This window comes from Achromobacter xylosoxidans, assembly GCF_001457475.1.
Classification (GTDB): domain Bacteria; phylum Pseudomonadota; class Gammaproteobacteria; order Burkholderiales; family Burkholderiaceae_B; genus Achromobacter; species Achromobacter xylosoxidans.
The window spans coordinates 865,608-884,407 of record NZ_LN831029.1 but is presented as its reverse complement, the minus strand read 5'-3'; the positions used below and the strand labels follow the sequence as shown (position 1 = coordinate 884,407).

The 18,800-nt window shown below is 66.8% G+C and carries 17 protein-coding genes; 4 read left to right on the top strand and 13 right to left on the bottom strand.

Going from position 1 to position 18,800, the window contains the following annotated elements; all coding sequences use genetic code 11:
- Positions 1–8: 8 nt before the first annotated feature.
- Together mgtE and pagP are read left to right on the top strand one after the other, a co-directional pair.
- Positions 9–1,481, top strand: a complete 1,473-nt coding sequence (gene mgtE / locus AT699_RS04110) for a magnesium transporter (protein ID WP_006388801.1) — start codon at positions 9–11, stop codon at positions 1,479–1,481.
- Between the two features lie 133 nt (positions 1,482–1,614).
- Positions 1,615–2,169 (top strand): lipid IV(A) palmitoyltransferase PagP, encoded by a 555-nt coding sequence (gene pagP, locus AT699_RS04105; protein WP_006388800.1) that lies wholly within the window; start codon positions 1,615–1,617, stop codon positions 2,167–2,169.
- 37 nt (positions 2,170–2,206) lie between these two features.
- Here the strand turns inward: pagP and AT699_RS04100 are convergent, their stop codons facing one another.
- The 3 genes from AT699_RS04100 to AT699_RS04090 form a co-directional block, all read right to left on the bottom strand.
- The gene (locus AT699_RS04100; protein WP_006388799.1) at positions 2,207–2,818 is read right to left on the bottom strand and encodes a gamma-glutamylcyclotransferase; all 612 of its coding nucleotides are present in this window, start codon (positions 2,816–2,818) and stop codon (positions 2,207–2,209) included.
- Positions 2,819–3,048: 230 nt separating this feature from the next.
- A complete protein-coding gene (locus tag AT699_RS04095) occupies positions 3,049–3,507 on the bottom strand; it encodes an Lrp/AsnC family transcriptional regulator (RefSeq protein WP_006388798.1) in 459 nt (152 codons plus the stop codon).
- Positions 3,508–3,597: 90 nt separating this feature from the next.
- Positions 3,598–4,377, bottom strand: a complete 780-nt coding sequence (locus tag AT699_RS04090) for an SDR family oxidoreductase (RefSeq protein ID WP_006388797.1) — start codon at positions 4,375–4,377, stop codon at positions 3,598–3,600.
- A 165-nt stretch (positions 4,378–4,542) separates the two neighbouring features.
- On the opposite strand from AT699_RS04090, the gene AT699_RS04085 reads away from it, so the two are divergent.
- Positions 4,543–5,079: a cysteine dioxygenase family protein gene (locus AT699_RS04085; protein ID WP_006388796.1), complete on the top strand. Its 537-nt coding sequence runs from the start codon at positions 4,543–4,545 to the stop codon at positions 5,077–5,079.
- A gap of 89 nt (positions 5,080–5,168) precedes the next feature.
- On the opposite strand, the gene AT699_RS04080 is transcribed toward AT699_RS04085, so the two are convergent.
- The 6 genes from AT699_RS04080 to AT699_RS04055 all read right to left on the bottom strand — a co-directional run bounded on the left by AT699_RS04080 (position 5,169) and on the right by AT699_RS04055 (position 13,462).
- Positions 5,169–6,863 carry a thiamine pyrophosphate-binding protein gene (locus tag AT699_RS04080; RefSeq protein ID WP_020925128.1) on the bottom strand — a complete coding sequence of 565 codons (1,695 nt, stop codon included), beginning with the start codon at positions 6,861–6,863 and terminating at the stop codon, positions 5,169–5,171.
- Between the two features lie 58 nt (positions 6,864–6,921).
- Positions 6,922–7,911: a tripartite tricarboxylate transporter substrate binding protein gene (locus AT699_RS04075; protein WP_024067753.1), complete on the bottom strand. Its 990-nt coding sequence runs from the start codon at positions 7,909–7,911 to the stop codon at positions 6,922–6,924.
- Positions 7,908–8,651, bottom strand: coding sequence for a GntR family transcriptional regulator (locus AT699_RS04070; RefSeq protein WP_035183781.1), 744 nt, complete (start codon positions 8,649–8,651; stop codon positions 7,908–7,910). Before AT699_RS04070 ends, AT699_RS04075 begins: the two co-directional genes overlap by 4 nt.
- Before the next feature lie 184 nt (positions 8,652–8,835).
- On the bottom strand, positions 8,836–9,555 hold the full coding sequence (locus AT699_RS04065) for a VOC family protein (RefSeq protein WP_020925131.1): 720 nt from the start codon (positions 9,553–9,555) through the stop codon (positions 8,836–8,838).
- 12 nt (positions 9,556–9,567) lie between these two features.
- The gene (gene secA / locus AT699_RS04060; RefSeq protein WP_024067752.1) at positions 9,568–12,303 is read right to left on the bottom strand and encodes a preprotein translocase subunit SecA; all 2,736 of its coding nucleotides are present in this window, start codon (positions 12,301–12,303) and stop codon (positions 9,568–9,570) included.
- Positions 12,304–12,478: 175 nt separating this feature from the next.
- Positions 12,479–13,462 carry a M23 family metallopeptidase gene (locus AT699_RS04055; RefSeq protein ID WP_006388789.1) on the bottom strand — a complete coding sequence of 328 codons (984 nt, stop codon included), beginning with the start codon at positions 13,460–13,462 and terminating at the stop codon, positions 12,479–12,481.
- Positions 13,463–13,589: 127 nt separating this feature from the next.
- Here AT699_RS04055 and AT699_RS04050 point away from each other — a divergent pair, with 127 nt between their 5' ends.
- On the top strand, positions 13,590–13,997 hold the full coding sequence (locus AT699_RS04050) for a flagellar hook-length control protein FliK (protein WP_006388788.1): 408 nt from the start codon (positions 13,590–13,592) through the stop codon (positions 13,995–13,997).
- A 198-nt stretch (positions 13,998–14,195) separates the two neighbouring features.
- On the opposite strand, the gene lpxC is transcribed toward AT699_RS04050, so the two are convergent.
- The 4 genes from lpxC to AT699_RS04030 all read right to left on the bottom strand — a co-directional run bounded on the left by lpxC (position 14,196) and on the right by AT699_RS04030 (position 18,789).
- Positions 14,196–15,119: a UDP-3-O-acyl-N-acetylglucosamine deacetylase gene (lpxC, locus tag AT699_RS04045; protein WP_006388787.1), complete on the bottom strand. Its 924-nt coding sequence runs from the start codon at positions 15,117–15,119 to the stop codon at positions 14,196–14,198.
- 239 nt (positions 15,120–15,358) lie between these two features.
- Positions 15,359–16,543 carry a cell division protein FtsZ gene (gene ftsZ / locus AT699_RS04040; RefSeq protein WP_020925134.1) on the bottom strand — a complete coding sequence of 395 codons (1,185 nt, stop codon included), beginning with the start codon at positions 16,541–16,543 and terminating at the stop codon, positions 15,359–15,361.
- Positions 16,544–16,733: 190 nt separating this feature from the next.
- Entirely contained in the window at positions 16,734–17,960 is a 1,227-nt protein-coding gene (gene ftsA, locus AT699_RS04035) for a cell division protein FtsA (RefSeq protein ID WP_006217473.1), read from the bottom strand.
- A 4-nt stretch (positions 17,961–17,964) separates the two neighbouring features.
- Positions 17,965–18,789, bottom strand: a complete 825-nt coding sequence (locus AT699_RS04030) for a cell division protein FtsQ/DivIB (protein ID WP_006392957.1) — start codon at positions 18,787–18,789, stop codon at positions 17,965–17,967.
- Positions 18,790–18,800 lie beyond the last annotated feature (11 nt).

The window sequence follows — 18,800 nt, the reverse complement described above, 5'->3', positions numbered from 1 at the left end:
CGTAACGCATGACGCAGTCCGCCGCCGCGCAGAAACCGCCCGCGACGCCCCGCCGCCTCGACCCGGAAGACGCGCAGCACGCCCTGGCCGAAGTCCAGGAACGCCTGCGCCGCCAGCAATTGGTCGCCGACCTGGTGCATCGCCAGGAAGAAGGCGACGCCAAGGCCAACCTGGTCGAGGACCTGGTGCACCGCCAGCACGAGGCGGAACTCAAGACCCTGCTGGACGGCCTGCATCCCGCGGATATCGCGTTCATCCTGGAGTCGCTGCCCAAGGACGAACGCCAGTCCATCTGGAAGCTGGTGAGCCCCGAGCACGACGCCGACGTGCTGCTCGAGGTCGAGGACTGGGTCCGTGAATCGCTGATCGAAGCGATGGACCGCCAGGACCTGGTGGCCGCCACCGGCAACATGGATGCCGACGAGCTGGCCGACCTGGCGCCCGACCTGCCGCCGGACGTGGTGGCCGAAGTGCAGAAGGGCCTGACCGAGGAAGAACGGGCCCAGTTGCTGGAAGCCATGGGCTATCCGGAAGACAGCGTCGGCGCCATCATGGACTTCGAAATGGTCCGGGTGCGCGAGGATGTCACGCTCGAAGTGGTGCTGCGCTACCTGCGCCGCCTGCACGAACTGCCCGACCACACCGACCAGATCTTCGTGGTCGACCGCCAGGACAAGCTGCAAGGCATCCTGCCGCTGTCGCGCCTGCTGGTCAGCGAACCCGAGACCGAAGTGCGCGCGGTCATGAACTCGGACTTCCTGACGCTCAACCCGCTCGACTCCGACGCCGACGCCGCCGGCGCATTCGAGCGCTACGACCTGGTTTCGGCCCCCGTGATGGACGACCAGGGCCGCCTGATCGGCCGCGTCACCATCGCCGACGTGGTCGACGTGATGCGCGAAGACTCCCAGGAACAGGCGCTGTCGCGCGCCGGCCTGCAGGAAGAGGACATCTTCGCGCCGGTCAGCACGGCGCTGCGCAACCGCGCGCCCTGGCTGCTGTTCAACCTCTGTACCGCCGCCACGGCCTCGTTCGTGGCCTCGCAATTCGAGGGCACGGTCAGCCAGATCGTGATCCTGGCGTTCCTGATGTCCATCGTCGCCGGCATCGGCGGCAATTCGGGCAACCAGACCATGACGCTGATCATCCGCGCCCTGGCCATGGGCCGCATCACCGGCCGCAACCTGTGGCAATTGGTCAAGCGCGAACTGTTCGTGACCCTGATGGTGGGCCTGTGCGGCAGCCTGGTGGCGGCCTTGTTCGCCTGGGCGATCTCGCACTCGATCTCGATCGCGCTGGTGATGATGGCCGCCATGGTCTGCAACATGCTGGTGGGCGCCTCGGTCGGCGTGCTGGTGCCGATGGTGCGGGCCCGCTTCGGCAAGGATCCCGCCATGGGTTCGTCGGTGCTGTTGACCTTCGCCACGGACTCGCTGGGCTTTTTCATCTTCCTGGGACTGGCCACCATTTTCCTGCTGTAGCGCGTCCACAACGGACCTGCACGTGATTGTTTCACGGCATGTCCCAGGCCCGCATTTGACAGCTGCGTGACAGTAAAGATGACAGGCGCTCCGTTACAGTAACGGGGTTGTCATCATCTTTCGTGTTTCCGCAATGACCGCCAGACTCCGGGCAGTGCTTTTTTGCCTGCTGCTCTCGACCTTCAGCGCCGCCGCGCATGCCTGCGAAAACCTGCCCTCGTGGGCCCAATCCGCCTGCAACCGCCTGGACCAGATCTGGACGGAAGGCGGCAATGACCTCTATTTCAGCGGCTACGCCTGGCACAACCGCGCCATGTACAGCCGCGACAAGATCAACAGCTTCAACGAACTGGCGTGGGGCGGCGGCTACGGACGCAGCATCTACGACGAAGACGGCGACTGGCAGGGCCTGTACGCCATGGCGTTCCTGGATTCGCACAGCAAGGTCGAACCGATCGCCGGCTACGGCTTCCTGAAGATCGGACGGGTCAGCGAGAATTTCCGGCTCGGCGCCGGCTACACCGTGTTCCTGACGGCACGCCACGACATCATGAGCTACGTGCCGTTCCCCGGCGTGCTGCCACTGGTCTCGGCCGGCTACAAGGACACCATGCTGTACGCCACCTACATCCCCGGCTCGCGTGGCGCCGGCAACGTGCTGTTCATGTTCGGCCGCTGGTCCTTCTGACGGCCAGGCACCGCCGCGCCGGCGGCGGCCCGCGCGTTCAGCAGGGCTGCATGCCCAGGCGGCGCACCAGCTCGCCCAGGCGCCAATCGTCGATGCCGTGTGCGCGCAGCGCCTTCTCGGTCTCCACCACGTAGTCCAGGCACGGACCCGAATGTCCCACCGCATTGCGCACCGACGCCAGCAGGCGGTCATCGGTGAGGTCGGCGGCGTATTCCTGGCAGGCGCGATTGAGCAGGAACACCAGCCCGCGCACTGGCGCCTGGTCGGTATGGCAGGTCAGCCAGCGAGGCGTGTAGGCGCCGGTCACCATCTCGCGGCGCCACAGCGCCGCGAACACCGTGGGGACATCGCAGGCCGCGATCTGGAAGGCCACGCCGCGGCAGCAGCCGCCGCGGTCCAGCCCGAACACCAGGCCGGGATTGTCGGGCGAGCCGCGATGGTCGTGCGACCACAGGCAGAGCGAACGATGGTAGCCACGCACGGTGGCCAGGCGGCGTTCGCGCCACGCGAAGCCGGGATGCCAGATCAGGGAACCATAGGCGAACACCCACAGGTCGTCGGTGCCATTCCATCCAACCAAAAGATCTTCCACCGACGCGGGTAGCGTCTTCGCCAGTCCGGCGCAGCCGGCGGGTACTGCCAACGACATAGGGTCCTCTGATATCCCGGGTTCATTCCCATGGCGGGAACGATGGATATGCTACGCCGCCTGCCGCGCAAAAGAATTGCGAGATGGGGCGCCTGCAACACGCGGAAAGAAATTTGTATTCGCGGCGGCCGCGCGCCGGAGAAAAAAATTGCGTCCGGGCGCCAGGCCGCCGCCACGGGCCCGCGCGGCGCCGCGGCGCGGGGACACGCCGCCCGCGGGCCGGCAGCCGGTCAGAGCGCGTCCAGCGGCAGCTCGGTGGTGCTCTTGATCACTTCCATGGAAAAGCTGGCGCTCACGTCCAGCAGGTCCACGGCGGCGATCAGGCGGCGGTAGAAGCGGTCATAGGCCGCCATGTCCTCGACCACCACCTTGAGCAGGTAATCGATATCCCCGGCCATGCGATGGAATTCGACCACGTTGGGCAGCGCCATGACCGCGTTGATCAGGCTCTGGGTCCACTTCTCGTTGTGCTGGCTGGTCTTGATGGACACGAACACGGTCAGGTTCAGGCCCAGCGCGCGGGGATCCAGCAGGATCGCATTGCGCGCAATGACCCCGTCGTCCTTGAGTTTCTGGATGCGGCGCCAGCACGGCGTGACGGACAGGTTGACCTGCTCGGCGATTTCGGCGACCGAACAGGTGGCATCCTTCTGCAACAACGCCAGGATCTTGATGTCGGTCTGGTCCATGGAGGCTCCTCAAGCGGTATCGGCGCATCTTGCCTTGGCGCCTGCGCGCCGTCCACCCGAGGAACACCCTAGGCGGCCCTTGGCGCGGCGTCAGTACGTGCCCGGGTAGCCGCCGCCATCGAGCAGGATGTTCTGCGCTGTCATGTAGCCGGCCTGCGCCGAACAGACGTAGGCGCACAGCGCGCCCAGCTCCTCGGGCTGGCCATAGCGGCCGGCCGGGCTGGCGCGGCCGCGCTCGTCCCACAGCTGCTCGAAGGTCTTGCCGCCCTCTTCCAGCATGCCGCGGATGTGGCGAGCCTGCGCATCAGTGGCGAAGGCGCCCGGCAACAGGTTGTTGATGGTGACGTTGTGCCTGACGGTCTGCCGCGCCAGGCCGCTGACAAAGCCGATCAGCCCCGCCCGCGCGCCATTGGAGAGCCCCAGTTCGGCATGCGGCGCCTTGACGCTGCGCGACACGATGTTGACGATGCGGCCGAAGCGCCGCTCGATCATGCCGTCGACCACGCGGCGGATCATGTCGATCGGGCCCAGCATCATCGCGTCCAGCGCCGCGATCCAGTCGTCGTGCGACCAATCGCGGAAATCGCCCGGCATGGGACCGTCGGCGTTGTTCACCAGGATGTCCGGACGCGGGCAGGCGGCCAACGCGGCATCGCGCCCTTCGGGACGGGTCAGGTCGGCCGAGACCCAGCCCACGCCGATGCCCGCCACGCGCGAGATCTCGGCCGCCGCCTGCTCCAGCGTCTGCGGATTGCGGGCGGCGATCGTCACCGCCACGCCCTCGCGCGCCAATTGCAGGGCGCAGGCGCGGCCCATGCCGCGGCTGCCGCCGAATACCAGTGCCGTCTTGCCGCTGATCCCGAGATCCATGCCAACCCCCTCCAGAGTGGTACCAAGAAGCGAACCAGTATAGGAGCCGGGGCGGCGCGCGGGGGTGGAATTTTTTTCTAAACATCGGTTCGACACGGGCCAATTTGGCAAAGGCATTCCAACCCGAATCCCTAAGATGAAGGCTTGTCCTTCAGGCGTGCCACCATGCCCAACCTTCCACTCGCCACCGCCGACCTGCGTACGCTGTGTGAATCGGTGCAGGCCGCCCAGATGAACGCGGCGCGCGCCTTCCTGCGCGAGCTTGCCGCCAGCGTCGCCAATGCGGGCGACATGCTGCGCGCGCTGCCACCAGACCTGCGCGACGGCCGGCCCGAGCACTACACCCGCCACATCGCCTATGCCGATCCGCACGGCGCCTTCACCGTCGCCTACCTGATCTGGCGCCCGGGGCAATTCAGCCCGGTGCACGGCCACAAGACCTGGTGCACCTACCAGGTGCTGCAAGGCGAGCTGGTCGAAACCCATTACCGCTGGGATCCGGCGGCGGGCGCGGCCCGGCCCTGCGGCCAGGTCAGCCGCCGCCCGGGCGACATCGTCACCGCCACCCAGGGCCTGCATCAGATCCACCGCCTCGGCAACGCCGGCCCGGGCGTCGCCGTGTCGCTGCACATCTACGGAGTCGACCAGGCCGACCTCTGCACCGGCGTCAACCATCTGGTGCCCACGCCGGCGCCCCACTGAACGCGCGCCACGGCGCCCGTCCCACGGCATCGAGCCCATGAAAAAAGCGGGGCCAACCCTGGCCCCGCTTCGCATTCCCTGCCTGGCCTTCAGCCCATCCACTGGCTGACCGGCGCCGCCGCATCCTGCAACGGCTGCGCCACCACGTCGATCAACGCCGGACCGTCATGCTCCATGGCCGCCTTGATCGCCGCGTCCAGCTTGGCCGGGTCCTCGACCCGCCAGGCCTTCACGCCATAGGCCTCGGCGATGCGGGCGTGGTCGGTGCGGTCGAAGTCCACGCTGTAATAGCGCTTGTCGTAGCCGGCCTTCTGGCTGGCCTTGATCCAGCCATAGACCGAGTTCGAAAACACCACCATCAGCAGCGGCGCCTTGTGGCGCACGATGGTCTCGAGCTCGCCGACCGTGAAGCCGAAGCTGCCGTCGCCCATCACCGACACGCACTTGGCATTCGGCCGCCCGACCCAGGCGCCCAGCGCCGCCGACATCGAGAACCCCAATGCGCCATGGGCGCGGTTGGTGATGAAATGGCGGCCGGGCCGCGACACATCGTAGTAGGCCGAGAAGTACGGGCATGGCGTGCCGGGGTCGGCGCACACCACCGCGTCGTCGGGCAGCAGGCGATTGAGCGATTGCACCACGCGTTCCGGACGGATCGGCGCGTCCAGGCTGCTCGCCAGCGGCTCCAGCTGCGCGCGCCGCGCGGCCTTGGCGCGACCCGCCAGCACCGCGCCATCGGCCGCGTCGGATGGCCGGTGCGCGAGGCGCTCGCGCACCTCGGCGCCCAGCGCCTGCAAGGCCAGCCTGGCATCGCCCACCATGCCGACCTCGGTCAGGTAGTTGGCGCCGATCACCATCGGGTCGATATCGATGTGCAGGATCGGCACGTCGCGGTTCGGGAAGCGCCAGTGCTCGGTCGAGGTCGAACCCGCGCGGCAACCGACGAACAGCACCACGTCGGCGGCGGCCACCACGTCGCGCGTGGCCATCACGCCTCCGTTCGACCCCACCACGCCCGCATTCAGCGGATGCGTGTCGGCCAGGCTGCCCTGGCCGCTGACGGTCACGCACACCGCCGCCTTCAGGCTCTCGGCCAGTTCCTGCAGCGCGCCGCTGGCGCCGGCGATCACCACGCCGCCGCCGCAGATGATGACAGGCGAACGCGCGCCCACCAGGCGCTGCGCCGCGCGCGCCACGTCCGCCGGATCCGGCGCGTAGCGCAGCGACGGGAATTGCGCGTGTTCCGGTTGGGCCCAGACGTCGGCGGCATCGACCTGCTGCTTCATCACGTCATAGGGAAAGCACAGGTGCGCCGAGCCGGGCTTGCCGGTGGTCATGGCGCGGAACGCGGCGCGCACCATGCCGGGAATCTGATCGGCGCGATCGATGGTGCGGTTCCATTTGGTCAGCGGTCGGTACAACGCCTCCTGGTCCAGCTCGGTCAGCGGGTACTTGCCGCGCGAGCCCACCGCCACATCGGACGTAATGCCCAGCACCGGAATGGACGACTCGTTGGCCTCCACCAGCCCCGGCAGCAGATAGGTCGCGCCGCCGCCGCTCGGCCCTTCGCACACGCCGACCTTGCCGGTCACGCGAGCGTAGGCGTCGGCCATGTAGCCGGCGCTGCGTTCGTCGCGGGTCAGAATGTGCTGCATGCCGTGATCGAGCCGGTAGAGCGCGTCGTAGAACGGCAGGCTGGTATCGCCGCACAGGCCGAAAATATGTTTGACGCCGTTGTGTTGCAGCATCCGCACCATTGCTTCGGCGCCAGTCAATGTATCCATGTCTTCTCCACGCGATGCGCGGACCGGGCGGCGCGCCATCGCGCCCCGCCCCGGCCGCTCAGTTATCCAGATTGATGTTGCTGCTCTTGATGAACTTGCTCCAGCGGTCGTACTCCGCCTTCACGTAGGCATCCAGCGCCGGGCCGTTCGACGCCACGATCTCGAAGCCCGCCTCTTCCAGCTTCTTCTTGACGTCCGCATCGGCCAACACCGTGTTGAATGCCTGCGTCAGCTTCTTGATGGTCGCCTCGGGCGTGCCCTTGGGCGCGAACATGCCGCTCCACGAATAGGCCACGAACCCTGGGAAGCCAGACTCGGCCACCGTCGGCACGTTGGGCAGGTCCGGCAGGCGCTTTTCGCCGGCCACCGCCAGCGGCTTGATCTTGCCGGCCTGGATCTGGCCGCGCAGCGCGGCAAAGCTCAGCCAGGTCATGTTGGCCTGGCCGCCCACCACGGCCTGGATGGCCGGCCCGCCGCCGCCATACGGCACGTGCAGCAGCTCCACCTTGGACAGGCGCTTGAGTTCTTCGGGCGCCAGGTGGTTCAGCGACCCCACGCCGGTGGAGGCATAGTTGAACTTGTTGGGCGGCTGCTTGGCCGCGGCCGCCAGGAATTCCTTCAGGTTGTCGCCCGGCACGCCCGGGTTGGCGCCCAGCACCAGCGGAAAGCGCACGGTCTGGGTGATGGCGACGAAGTCCTTGAAGGTGTCGTACGGCAGCTTGGGTTTCACCGCCGGATTGATGCCGTGGTTGTCGAAGCTGACCAGCAGCGTGCTGCCGTCAGACTCGGCCCGCGCCACGAAGGCGGTGGCGATCTGGCTGGCCGCGCCCGGGCGGTTTTCCACCACCACGGCGCGGCCGCCCAGCTCCTTGGACAGCCGTGGCTGCAGGATGCGCGCCAGGATGTCGGTGCTGCCGCCCGGCGGATACGGCACCACCAGGATCAGCGGCTTTTCTTCCGCCCGGGCGGGCGCGGCGGCCAGGCCGCCCCCCAGCGCGGCGAGCGCGCAGACGGCCGCCAAGGCGCGCCGCATGGTTGTGTAGGTCATGTGTTTTCCCCTGCTGTTGTGGTGTTGGCCGGCGCTGCGATAGCGGGTTCGGCCTGGTCCCGCATGTAAATCGTGGAAAAGCCGGTGCGGATGACATCGGTGATCTGGTCCAGCCGCCGGCCGATGTGGCTGCGCATCATGTCCGGCAAGGCGTCGACGTCGCGCCGCTCCAGCGCCTGGACGATGCGCATGTGTTCGGCCTGGGTATGGCTGCGGCGCCCCTGCTGCATGTCGATCCAGCGCACGAAATGGATGCGGGCATTGACGCTTTCCAGCGCCCGCACGAATTCGTCGTTGCGCGAGTAGCGCGCCAGGGTCAGGTGAAACGCCTCGTCCAGTTCCAGCAGGCGGGTCGCATCGCTGTCTTCGGGCACGTCGCGGGACCGTTCGACAAAGGCGCGCAAGGCTGCCAGTTCCTCGTCGGTGGCGCGCTCGCAGGCAGCGCGCACGATGCCGGCTTCGAGCACCGCGCGGTATTCATAGAGACTGTGAATCTGCTTGGCATCCAGCAGGCGGGCGATGAACCCCCGGTTGACCGAGCGGGTCAGGAACCCCTCCACCATCAACTGGTTGAGCACCTCGCGCAGGGGCGTGCGGCTCACGTTGAGCCGCCGGGCCAGTTCGACTTCGTTGATGCGTTCGCCCGGCTTGAACTCGAAACTCACCGCCATCGCCTTGACGGCGTTGTACAGCTCGGCCTGGCCGGCCATGGTGCGGGCTGCGGGTCGGGATGAGGTCATGAGCGTGCGGGCCGCCAGGGCGCTCCGGGGTGGGGATGAAGTGCATACTAAAGTGCATACACTTCGCCTCACAACCCGGGTTTGCCCGCAACGCGCACGGCCGCGATCCGTCCCCCAGGAAGGGTGAGCGGGAAGATTTCAGGAAGGGGAAGGCGCCCGCCCGGCGATCGCGGGCGGGACAGGATCAGACGCCGGTATCGAGCGTGTAATGGGCGCCGTCGCGATTTTCCAGCGTCAGCGTGGACAACACCGGCGTCGCCGCCATGGCGTCTTCCCGCACGTGGATGCGCAGGTTGGCCAGCGGCACGTCCCAGCCGCCCGCGGCGGCCTCGGCCGTCACGCCTGCCACCAGGGCCAGCCGCTCGGCCACCTGGCGTGGCTGCGCGGCGCGGGCGTCGATGCGAAGCAGACTACGGGCGCCGTTGGGATGCGCCATCAGTTCGGGCGACCAGACGCACTCGGGCGTCAGGTGGCGGCAGAAATACATGCGGATGCCGGGCAGCGGCTGCTCGGCGAAACGCACGGTATGGAAACGGGCCTCGACTTCCTGGCCGTCCAGCATCGCCGGACGGGACAGTTCCTGCATCGGATTGACGGCGAAACCGGCCGCGAGCAGGCGCTCGCGGGTGGCCTCGGCGTCGTAGGTGCGGAACACCAGCGCTTCGAGCCCGAAGGGCGAATCGGCGATTTCCTTGCGCGCCGGCGGCGCGCCGGGCGGCCAGCCCAGCAGTTCGACGTAGGTGCCTTCGAGCACGATCAGGCGGTTGCACGAACCCAGGTTGTGCACCGCCTTTTCGCTCAGGTGAAAGCCCTGGCGCTCGAAGTGCGGCGCCAGCGCATCCAGCCGGTCGCGCACCATGACCACGGCGTGGTCGAACTCGGTCTGGCCGACGGCATGCAGCATGGCGTTATCCGCTCAGACCAGCTTGCCGTGGCACTGCTTGTACTTCTTGCCGCTGCCGCACGGGCACGGATCGTTGCGGCCCACCTTGGGCAGCGCGTTGCGCACCGGCTGGGCGCCCGTGTCGTCGGCCGACTGGGCCAGCGCCTCGTCGTAGTCGGAGTGGTGGTACTGCACGTTCTGCACGTGCGACTGGGCCGCTTCGGCCTCGGCCTGCTCGACCTGCTCGGACGACTGCACGCGCACCGTCATCAGCACGCGCACCACGTCGTCGCGGATGCGGTCCAGCATGCCCGAAAACAGTTCGAAGGCCTCGCGCTTGTATTCCTGCTTGGGGTTCTTCTGCGCATAGCCGCGCAGATGGATGCCCTGGCGCAGGTAGTCCAGCGCCGACAGGTGCTCGCGCCAGTGCGTGTCGATCGCCTGCAGCATGATCGAACGCTCGAACTGCGACCACGATTCGGTGCCGACCTGGTCGACCTTGGCCTGGTAGACGTCGCGGGCCGCGGCGACCACGCGTTCGCGCAGGTCTTCGTCGGTCAGGGAAGCTTCTTTCTCGAGCATCTCGGTCAACGGCAGATGGATCTGCCAGTCGGCCTCCAGCGCCTTCTGCAGCGCCGGGATGTCCCACTGCTCTTCCACCGATTCCGGCGGCACGTAGGTATTGAACAGGTCGACCACGGCGGCATCGCGCAGGTTCTCGACCATTGCGCCGACGCTGGCCGCTTCCAGCACTTCATTGCGCTGCGAGTACAGCACCTTGCGCTGGTCGTTGGCGACGTCGTCGTATTCCAGCAGCTGCTTGCGGATGTCGAAGTTGCGGCCCTCGACCTTGCGCTGCGCGGTCTCGATGGAGCGCGTCACCATGCCGGCCTCGATCGGCTCGCCCTCGGGCAGCTTGAGGCGTTCCATGATGGCGCGCACGCGGTCGCCCGCGAAGATGCGCATCAGCGAATCTTCCAGCGACAGGTAGAAGCGCGACGAACCCGGGTCGCCCTGGCGGCCGGCGCGGCCGCGCAGCTGGTTGTCGATACGGCGCGATTCGTGGCGTTCGGTGCCGATGATGCGCAGGCCGCCGGCGGCCTTGACCTGCTCGTTCTGCGGCTTCCAGTCGGCGCGCACCTTTTCGATGCGGGCGGTCTTTTCGGCTTCGGACAGCGATTCGTCGGCGCGGATCAGGTCGACCTGCTTGTCGACGCTGCCGCCCAGCACGATGTCGGTGCCGCGGCCCGCCATGTTGGTGGCGATGGTGATGTGGCCCGGCTTGCCGGCTTCGGCGACGATCTCGGCTTCACGCGCGTGCTGCTTGGCGTTCAGCACTTCGTGGGGCAGCTTGGCCTTTTTCAGCAGGCCCGACAGCAGCTCGGAGTTCTCGATGCTGGTGGTGCCCACCAGCACCGGCTGGCCGCGCTCGTGGCAATCGCGGATGTCTTCGAGAATGGCGTTGTACTTTTCCGTGTCCGTCTTGAAGACCTGGTCGTTCTGGTCCTTGCGGATCATGGGCTTGTTGGTCGGGATGATGACCGTCTCGAGCCCGTAGATTTCCTGGAATTCGTACGCTTCCGTGTCGGCCGTGCCGGTCATGCCGGACAGCTTCTCGTACATGCGGAAGTAGTTCTGGAAGGTGATCGAGGCCAGCGTCTGGTTCTCGTGCTGGATCTTCACCCCTTCCTTGGCCTCGACCGCTTGGTGCAGGCCGTCGGACCAGCGGCGGCCCACCATCAGGCGGCCCGTGAATTCGTCGACGATGATGACTTCGCCGTCCTGCACCACGTACTGCTGGTCGCGGAAGAACAGCGTGTTGGCGCGCAGCGCCACCATCAGGTGGTGCATCAGCGCGATGTGGCGCGGGTCGTACAGCGATTCGCCTTCGGGCAGGATGCCCAGGCGCGCCAGGATGCCTTCGGCGTTGACGTGGCCGGCTTCCGACAGGTAGACCTGCTGGCTCTTTTCGTCGACCCAGTAGTCGCCCTCGGGTTCCGGCTCCTGCGGCTTGGGCTCGCTGGCCATGCGGGTCAGCAGCGGCGGCACCGCGTTCATGCGGATGTAGAGTTCGGTGTGGTCTTCGGCCTGGCCGGAGATGATCAGCGGCGTGCGCGCCTCGTCGATCAGGATCGAGTCCACTTCGTCGACGATCGCATAGAACAGCGCGCGCTGGCGCCGGTCCTCAACACGGTATTCCATGTTGTCGCGCAGGTAGTCGAAACCGAATTCGTTATTGGTGCCGTAAGTGATGTCGGCGGCGTAGGCGGCCTTCTTTTCCTCGTTCGGCTGCTGCGGCACCACCACGCCCGTGGTCAGGCCCAGGAACTGGTACAGGCGCCCCATCCACTCGGCGTCGCGGCGGGCCAGGTAGTCGTTCACCGTCACCACGTGCACGCCCTTGCCCGCGATCGCGTTCAGGTAGACCGGCAGCGTCGCCATCAGCGTCTTGCCTTCACCGGTGCGCATTTCGGCGATCTTGCCGCTGTGCAGGGCAATGCCGCCCAACAGCTGCGCATCGAAGTGGCGCATGCCGAACACCCGCTTGCCCGCCTCGCGCACGACGGCGAAGGCTTCGGGCAGCAGGTCGTCGAGCGACGTGCCCTGCGCATGACGGGAGCGGAACTCCTCGGTCTTGGCCGCCAGCTCCGCATCGGAGAGCGCGGAGATCTTGGGCTCCAGCCCATTGATCTGGGTTACCAGCTTGCGATACTGCTTAAGCAGCCGGTCGTTGCGGCTGCCTATGAGTTTTTTGAGCAGAGAAACCATGCGTATGTCGGCCGCACGGGCCCCGCCGCGCCCGCGATGGGCAGAGGGCGGCGTCGCCCGTGACTTGATGTTATTGGTTGAGCGGGGGTCCGCTGGGAAACGAACCAGTTTAACGCACCTGGCGCGTAATAGCCTGGCACTATGGCCAGGCAGGCACTGTAGCCCGTATCGGGATTCAGCGCGCGGCCGTGCCGGCGCCGGCCTGGGCCACCGTCGGCGGCGCGTTCTGCTGCGGCCCCAGGAACAGGCGCGGATCCAGCGGCTGCCCCGCCAGCCGGACCTCGAAATGCAGGTGCGGCCCGGTGGAACGGCCCGAGGATCCGACGCGCGCCACTTGCTGGCCGCGCTCGACCAACTGGCCCTGCTTGACCATCAGCGACGAGGCGTGGGCGTAACGCGTAATCAGACCATCGCCATGGTCGATTTCGACCATATTGCCGTAGCCGGGATGGAATTTGGCTTCCAGCACCACCCCTCCCGAGGCGGCCAGGATGGGCGTGCCCGGCGGCGCGGCGAAATCCAGCCCTTCATGCATGGCGGAACGTCCGGTCACCGGATTGCGGCGCCAACCGTAGGAAGAACTCAGGTAGGGATAGTCGGTGATCGGCATCGCCGTCGGCATGCGGGCCTGATCGGCCGAGCGCCGGGTCAGCGCCGCATCCAGCAGCTTGAGGTTGTCGGTCTGCAGGGCCAGCCGTTCCTGGATCTCGTCCAGCTGGCGTCCCAGCTCCTCGGCCGAGGCCGCGGAAGGCGGCGTGCCCTCGGTGAAAAGATCATCCATGACCTGGGTGGCTTCGGGCGCATGGGGCGCCTCGGCTGGCGCGGAGGCCAGTTGCTTGGCCACCTCAGGATCGGTGTAGGCCACCCCGGCGACCTGGGCCACCCGCTGGCCCAGCCCGTCGATGCTGGCCAGCTTGGCCTGCAGCGCGCCCACCTTGGCGGCCAGCAGGTTCATGTTGCCGCGCAGGAAATCGGCGTCGCGCCCCGGCTGTTCGGACAAAGGCCATCCCACCGTATGTACGGCGGGCAGGATGGGAGTAATGTAGCGCTGTAGCGCGGCGCCGAAGATGGCGGCCGTCACCAGGGCGCCCCCCAGAAACAACGCCAAGCGCGCGCCTCCCAGGGTGAAATGCCCGTCCTGCCCGTCGCGGGCGTGCATAATCACGATTTTCAAGGTTTGCTTCCTAATTCTCAGAGCCGGGATGAATAGACCCACTTCATACCGTCAACGTTCCAGTTCCAGCCGGCGAGGGGAAAATACCGCCCTGGGATGGCTGGGTCATGACATGCGGGGCGCCGGGGTACTGGCGACCGCCCGCAAGCACTTGCAAATCCAATATGCGGTGGCGGCGATCCTGCCCGCCCCGTTGGGCTCCGTCTGCCAGGTAGGCAAGCTGGAAAACCAGCGCCTTCAACTGGTGGTGCCCAGTGCCGCGCACGCGGCGAAGATGCGTCAATTGGCCCCGCGCATCGCGCAGGCCTTGGCCGACCAAGGCTGGAACCTTAACGAAATTGCCGTGAAGGTACAAGCCGGCCTGCCCAAGCCCGGCGCCCGCAAGCCGCTGCCTCCCAAAGAGGCGCAACCGCTGGGAGACGCGGCGCTGGGCGCCTTTGAAACCCTGCATGACAACCTGCGTCCCGGCCCGCTGGCCGACGCGGTCGCCAGGCTATTGAAGCACCACAAGAGTAGCTGAGATAGCCGGGCTTGTCCGGATGCCAGTCTTTCGGATGGCCGCAATGGCCGGATGGCGCGACAGGATGAGCCCACGGCCTGCACCCGCAGGGTGTGGGCGCGACGGTCGGATGGCAACCATCGGCGCCATCCAAATGAAAATGGCCGGTAGTCAGCCGGGGACGACCCCGGCGCACCGACCATCAGCGGCAAGCCGGCCTCAGGCCAGCTGCCATTCGTGCCGGAACGCCTGGGGCGCCTCGGCCTGCGATTCGTAGCTCACCAGTTCCCAGGCATCGCGCTGCGCCAGCAGCGCGCGCGCCAGCTGGTTGTTCAGGCCGTGGCCCGACTTGCAGGCCACGTAGCGCGCCACCAGGGGCTTGCCCAGCAGATACAGGTCGCCGATGGCGTCCAGGATCTTGTGCTTGACGAATTCGTCGTCGTAGCGCAGCCCATCACTGTTCAGCACCCGGTACTCGTCCATCACGATGGCGTTGTCCAGGCTGCCGCCGCGGGCCAGGCCCATGGAGCGCAGCGCCTCGACTTCGTTGACGAAGCCGAAGGTGCGGGCGCGCGCGATCTCGCGCACGTACGAATGGGTGGCGAAGTCGATTTCGGCGAAATTGGCGGTTGAGTCGATGGCGGGGTGGCGGAAGTCGATCGAGAAGGCCAGCGCGTACCCTTCATGGGGTTCGAGCCGGGCCCATTTCTCGTTGCGGCCTTCGCCCTCGCGCACTTCCACCGTTTTCAACACACGGATGAACTGCTTCGGCGCGTTCTGCTCGACGATGCCCGCCGAGCGCAACAGGTACACGAAGGTTGCCGCACTGCCGTCCATGATGGGGACTTCTTCGGCAGTGAGGTCGATATGCAGGTTGTCGATGCCCAGGCCGGCCAGCGCCGACATGAGATGTTCCACCGTGGACACGCGCACGTTGCCCTGCTGCAGCACCGAGGCCATGCGCGTATCGCCCACGCCAGTGGCCTGCGCGGGCAGGTCGACGACTTCGGGCAGATCGACGCGGTGGAACACGATGCCCGTATTGGGCGCCGCCGGACGCAGAGTGAGCTCGACCCGCCGTCCGGAGTGGACGCCGACGCCTGTCGTGCGGACGAGATTCTGAATGCTGCGCTGTCGGAACATGAGACTAAGGTATTTTGAGCCAGGAAGCCGGCAAGATGACAAGAGATTGCCGGCGTAACTGACGTATTGTAACTCTGTCCGGTTCTCAACGCCATCAAAGCGTCAGGACCGACCGATAAAACCGTCCCCGATTCACATCATACAAACGAAAAACGGACCGCTCCGCCTCCGGCCTGCCCGCGGGGACAGGCAGGCCGGAGATGAGGGAGTGCATAGGAGCCTGAAACCAGGCTCCAGGTTCAATCCGCCTGCTTGCGCAGGAATGCCGGGATGTCGAAATGATCCATGCCCGAGCTTTCCAGCGCGCGCACCTGGGCCGACGCCTGGCTGCGCGGGTTGCGCATGACAGACGGCATGTCCAGATTGCGGTAGTCGCCCTGACCGGCGGCCGGCATCGTGCCCATGGGCAGGTTGTCGGTACCGGTGCGCAGCGCCTCGGCGGTGTTCTGCACCAGCTGCGGACGCGCCTGCGCACGGCCCAGGCCGGTCGCAACCACGGTCACGCGCAGGTTTTCACCCATCGATTCGTCGTAGGCGGTGCCGAAGATCACGGTGGCGTCGTCCGAAGCGTAGCTGCGGATCGTTTCCATGATTTCGCGCGTTTCGCGCATCTTCAGCGAGCGGCTGGCGGTGATGTTGACCAGCACGCCGCGGGCGCCGTTCAGGTCCACGCCTTCCAGCAGCGGGCAGGCGATGGCGTGCTCGGCGGCGACGCGGGCGCGGTCAGCGCCCGAAGCCGATGCCGTGCCCATCATGGCCTGGCCCTGCTCGCCCATGATCGTCTTGACGTCTTCGAAGTCGACGTTGACGTTGCCTTCGACGTTGATGATTTCGGCGATACCCGCGCAGGCGTTGTGCAGGATGTCGTCGGCCGAACGGAAGCAGTCTTCCTGCGTCGCGTCCTCGTCCATCAGTTCATACAGGTTCTCGTTGAGCACCACGATGAGCGAATGCACGTGCTTGGCCAGTTCGGCGATGCCGTCCTCGGCCATCTTCAGGCGCTTGTTGCCTTCGAACGAGAAGGGCTTGGTGACCACGCCCACCGTCAGAATGCCCAGCTCCTTGGCGACTTCGGCCACGACCGGGCCTGCGCCCGTGCCAGTGCCGCCGCCCATGCCCGCGGTGATGAAGACCATGTGCGCGCCGTTCAGGGCGGCACGGATCTCTTCACGCGCGGTTTCGGCCGACGCGCGGCCTTGCTCGGGCTTGGCGCCCGCGCCCAGGCCGGTGCGGCCCAGGCGGATCTGCACCGGGGCGTTGGTCGCCGCCAGTGCCTGCGCATCGGTGTTGGCGCAGATGAAGTCCACGCCGTGCACGCCGCTGCGAATCATGTGCGCGACGGCATTGCCGCCCGCACCGCCCACACCAACGACCTTGATTACGGTCCCTTTGGTGTTGTTCTCAAGCATCTCAAAGTTCATCATGATGACTCCCTCACAAGTCCGATTTTGCAAATCACAAAAATTCCCCAACAACCTATATTTTGTGAATCGCCTCAAAGCCGAAGCCGACTGCTTTGGTCCGCAACGGGTTTGAGACGCCTCCCCTTTCTGGCCCGGCCCGCCCTACCGCCGCGGATCGTGCCAAGGAGCAGGCCCCAACCTGCCCCCCTCTTCAATTCATGAACCATTCCTTCATGCGCGCCAGCAGGCTCTTGAAATTGCCGGTCTGCGCGGCCACCTTGCGGCCGCGCACGCGCTGCATGCGCGCTTCCTGCAGCAAGCCCATCACCGTCGAGAAGCGCGGATTGCGCATCACGTCGGCCAGGCTGCCTTCGTATTCGGGCACCGCCACGCGCACCGGCTTGAGGAACACGTCCTCGGCCAGTTCGATCATGCCGGGCAATTGCGCCGAGCCGCCGGTCAGCACCACGCCGGAAGCCAGCAGGTCCTCGTAGCCGGAGTCGCGCACCACCTGCTGCACCAGCGTGAACAGTTCTTCAACGCGCGGCTCGATCACGGCGCCCAGCGCCTGGCGCTTGACCTGGCGCGGGCCGCGGTCGCCCAGGCCCGGCACTTCCACGGACTCGTCGGGGCTGGCCAGCACCTGCTTGGCCACGCCGTAGCGCAGCTTGATTTCCTCGGCATCGGGCGTCGGCGTGCGCAGCATGGCCGCGATGTCGTTGGTGATCTGGTCGCCGGCGATCGGCAGCACGGCGGTGTGGCGGATCGCGCCGCCAGTGAAGATCGCCACGTCGGTGGTGCCGCCGCCGATGTCCACCAGGACGACGCCCAGCTCCTTTTCGTCGGCGGTCAGCACGGCCAGGCTGGAGGCCAGCGGCTGCAGGATCAGGTCCTGCACTTCCAGGCCGCAGCGGCGCACGCACTTGACGATGTTCTGCGCGGCGCTGACGGCGCCGGTCACGATGTGCACGCGCACTTCCAGGCGCAGGCCGCTCATGCCGATCGGCTCGCGGATGTCTTCCTGGCCGTCGACGATGAACTCCTGGGTCAGCACGTGCAGCACCTGCTGATCGGTCGGGATGTTCACCGCCTTGGCGGTCTCGATGACGCGGGCGACGTCGGTGGCGGTGACTTCCTTGTCCTTGACGGCGACCATGCCGCTGGAATTGAAGCTGCGGATATGGCTGCCGGCGATGCCGGTGTAGACGTCTCGGATCTTGCAATCTGCCATCAGCTCGGCTTCTTCAAGCGCGCGCTGAATCGAATTCACAGTGGTCTCGATATTGACGACCACGCCCTTGCGCATGCCGCGCGACTCGTGCTGGCCCAGGCCGAGCACTTCGAATCGCCCTTCGGGCAGGATTTCAGCCACCACAGCCACCACCTTGCTGGTGCCGATATCGAGGGCGACGATGAGGTCCTTGATGTCACGGGTCATGGCGTTAGCGTTTCTTGGGAGGTTTCGGTGTGGATTTGGGTTTGTTTGCCGACGCGGGCAACGGGGCCAGCGCCAGGGCGAAACCATTGGGATAGCGCAGGTCGGCCTGCGTGATGGTGCGCCCTTCCAGGCGCCCCGCCACGGCGGGCCAAGCCTGCACAAAACGTTGAATGCGCGCCGCGAAAGGCAGCGCGCCGGGCAGGCCGTGCGGGTCCGGCGCATCGGCGCCCGGATCGCGGCCCAGGTCCAGCAGCATGCCGTTGGACAGCACCACGCGCCAGGCGTAGCGCGGACTCAGCTCCAGCTGCTTGACGTGCATATCGAGTGGCGCGAACCAGCGCGCCAGCTCGGCGTAGCGTTGCACCACCAGCGACTCGGTGCCCTCGGGCCCGGAGAACTGCGGCAGCACCGTCTCGTCGTCCACTTCGCCCGTGTTGGCCGTGAACGCCTCGCCCCAGGTGTTGATCATCTGGTTCTCGTTCCACAGCGCCAGCGGCTGCTGCTCCTCGATGCGCACGCGCAGCACATTGGGCCAGATCCGCCGCACCGTGGCGTGGCGCACCCATGGCACCGACTCGAAGATCTCGCGCGCGTCGTCCAGGTCCACCGTGAAGAAGTTGCCCTTGAAGCGCCCCGCGATCGCCGCGCGCACCGCGCCCGGCGAGACATAGTGCAGCTCGGTGTCCGGCGTGGACTCCAGCTCGATGGCCGACAGCGTGAAGTACGGACGCTGCGCCACCCACACCACGCCCGCCAGGAGCATGGCGCAGACCGCCAGCACGGCAAGCGTGTTGGCGATCAGGTTGGTAGTGCGAGCGTCGTTCCACACAGAATGTCCGG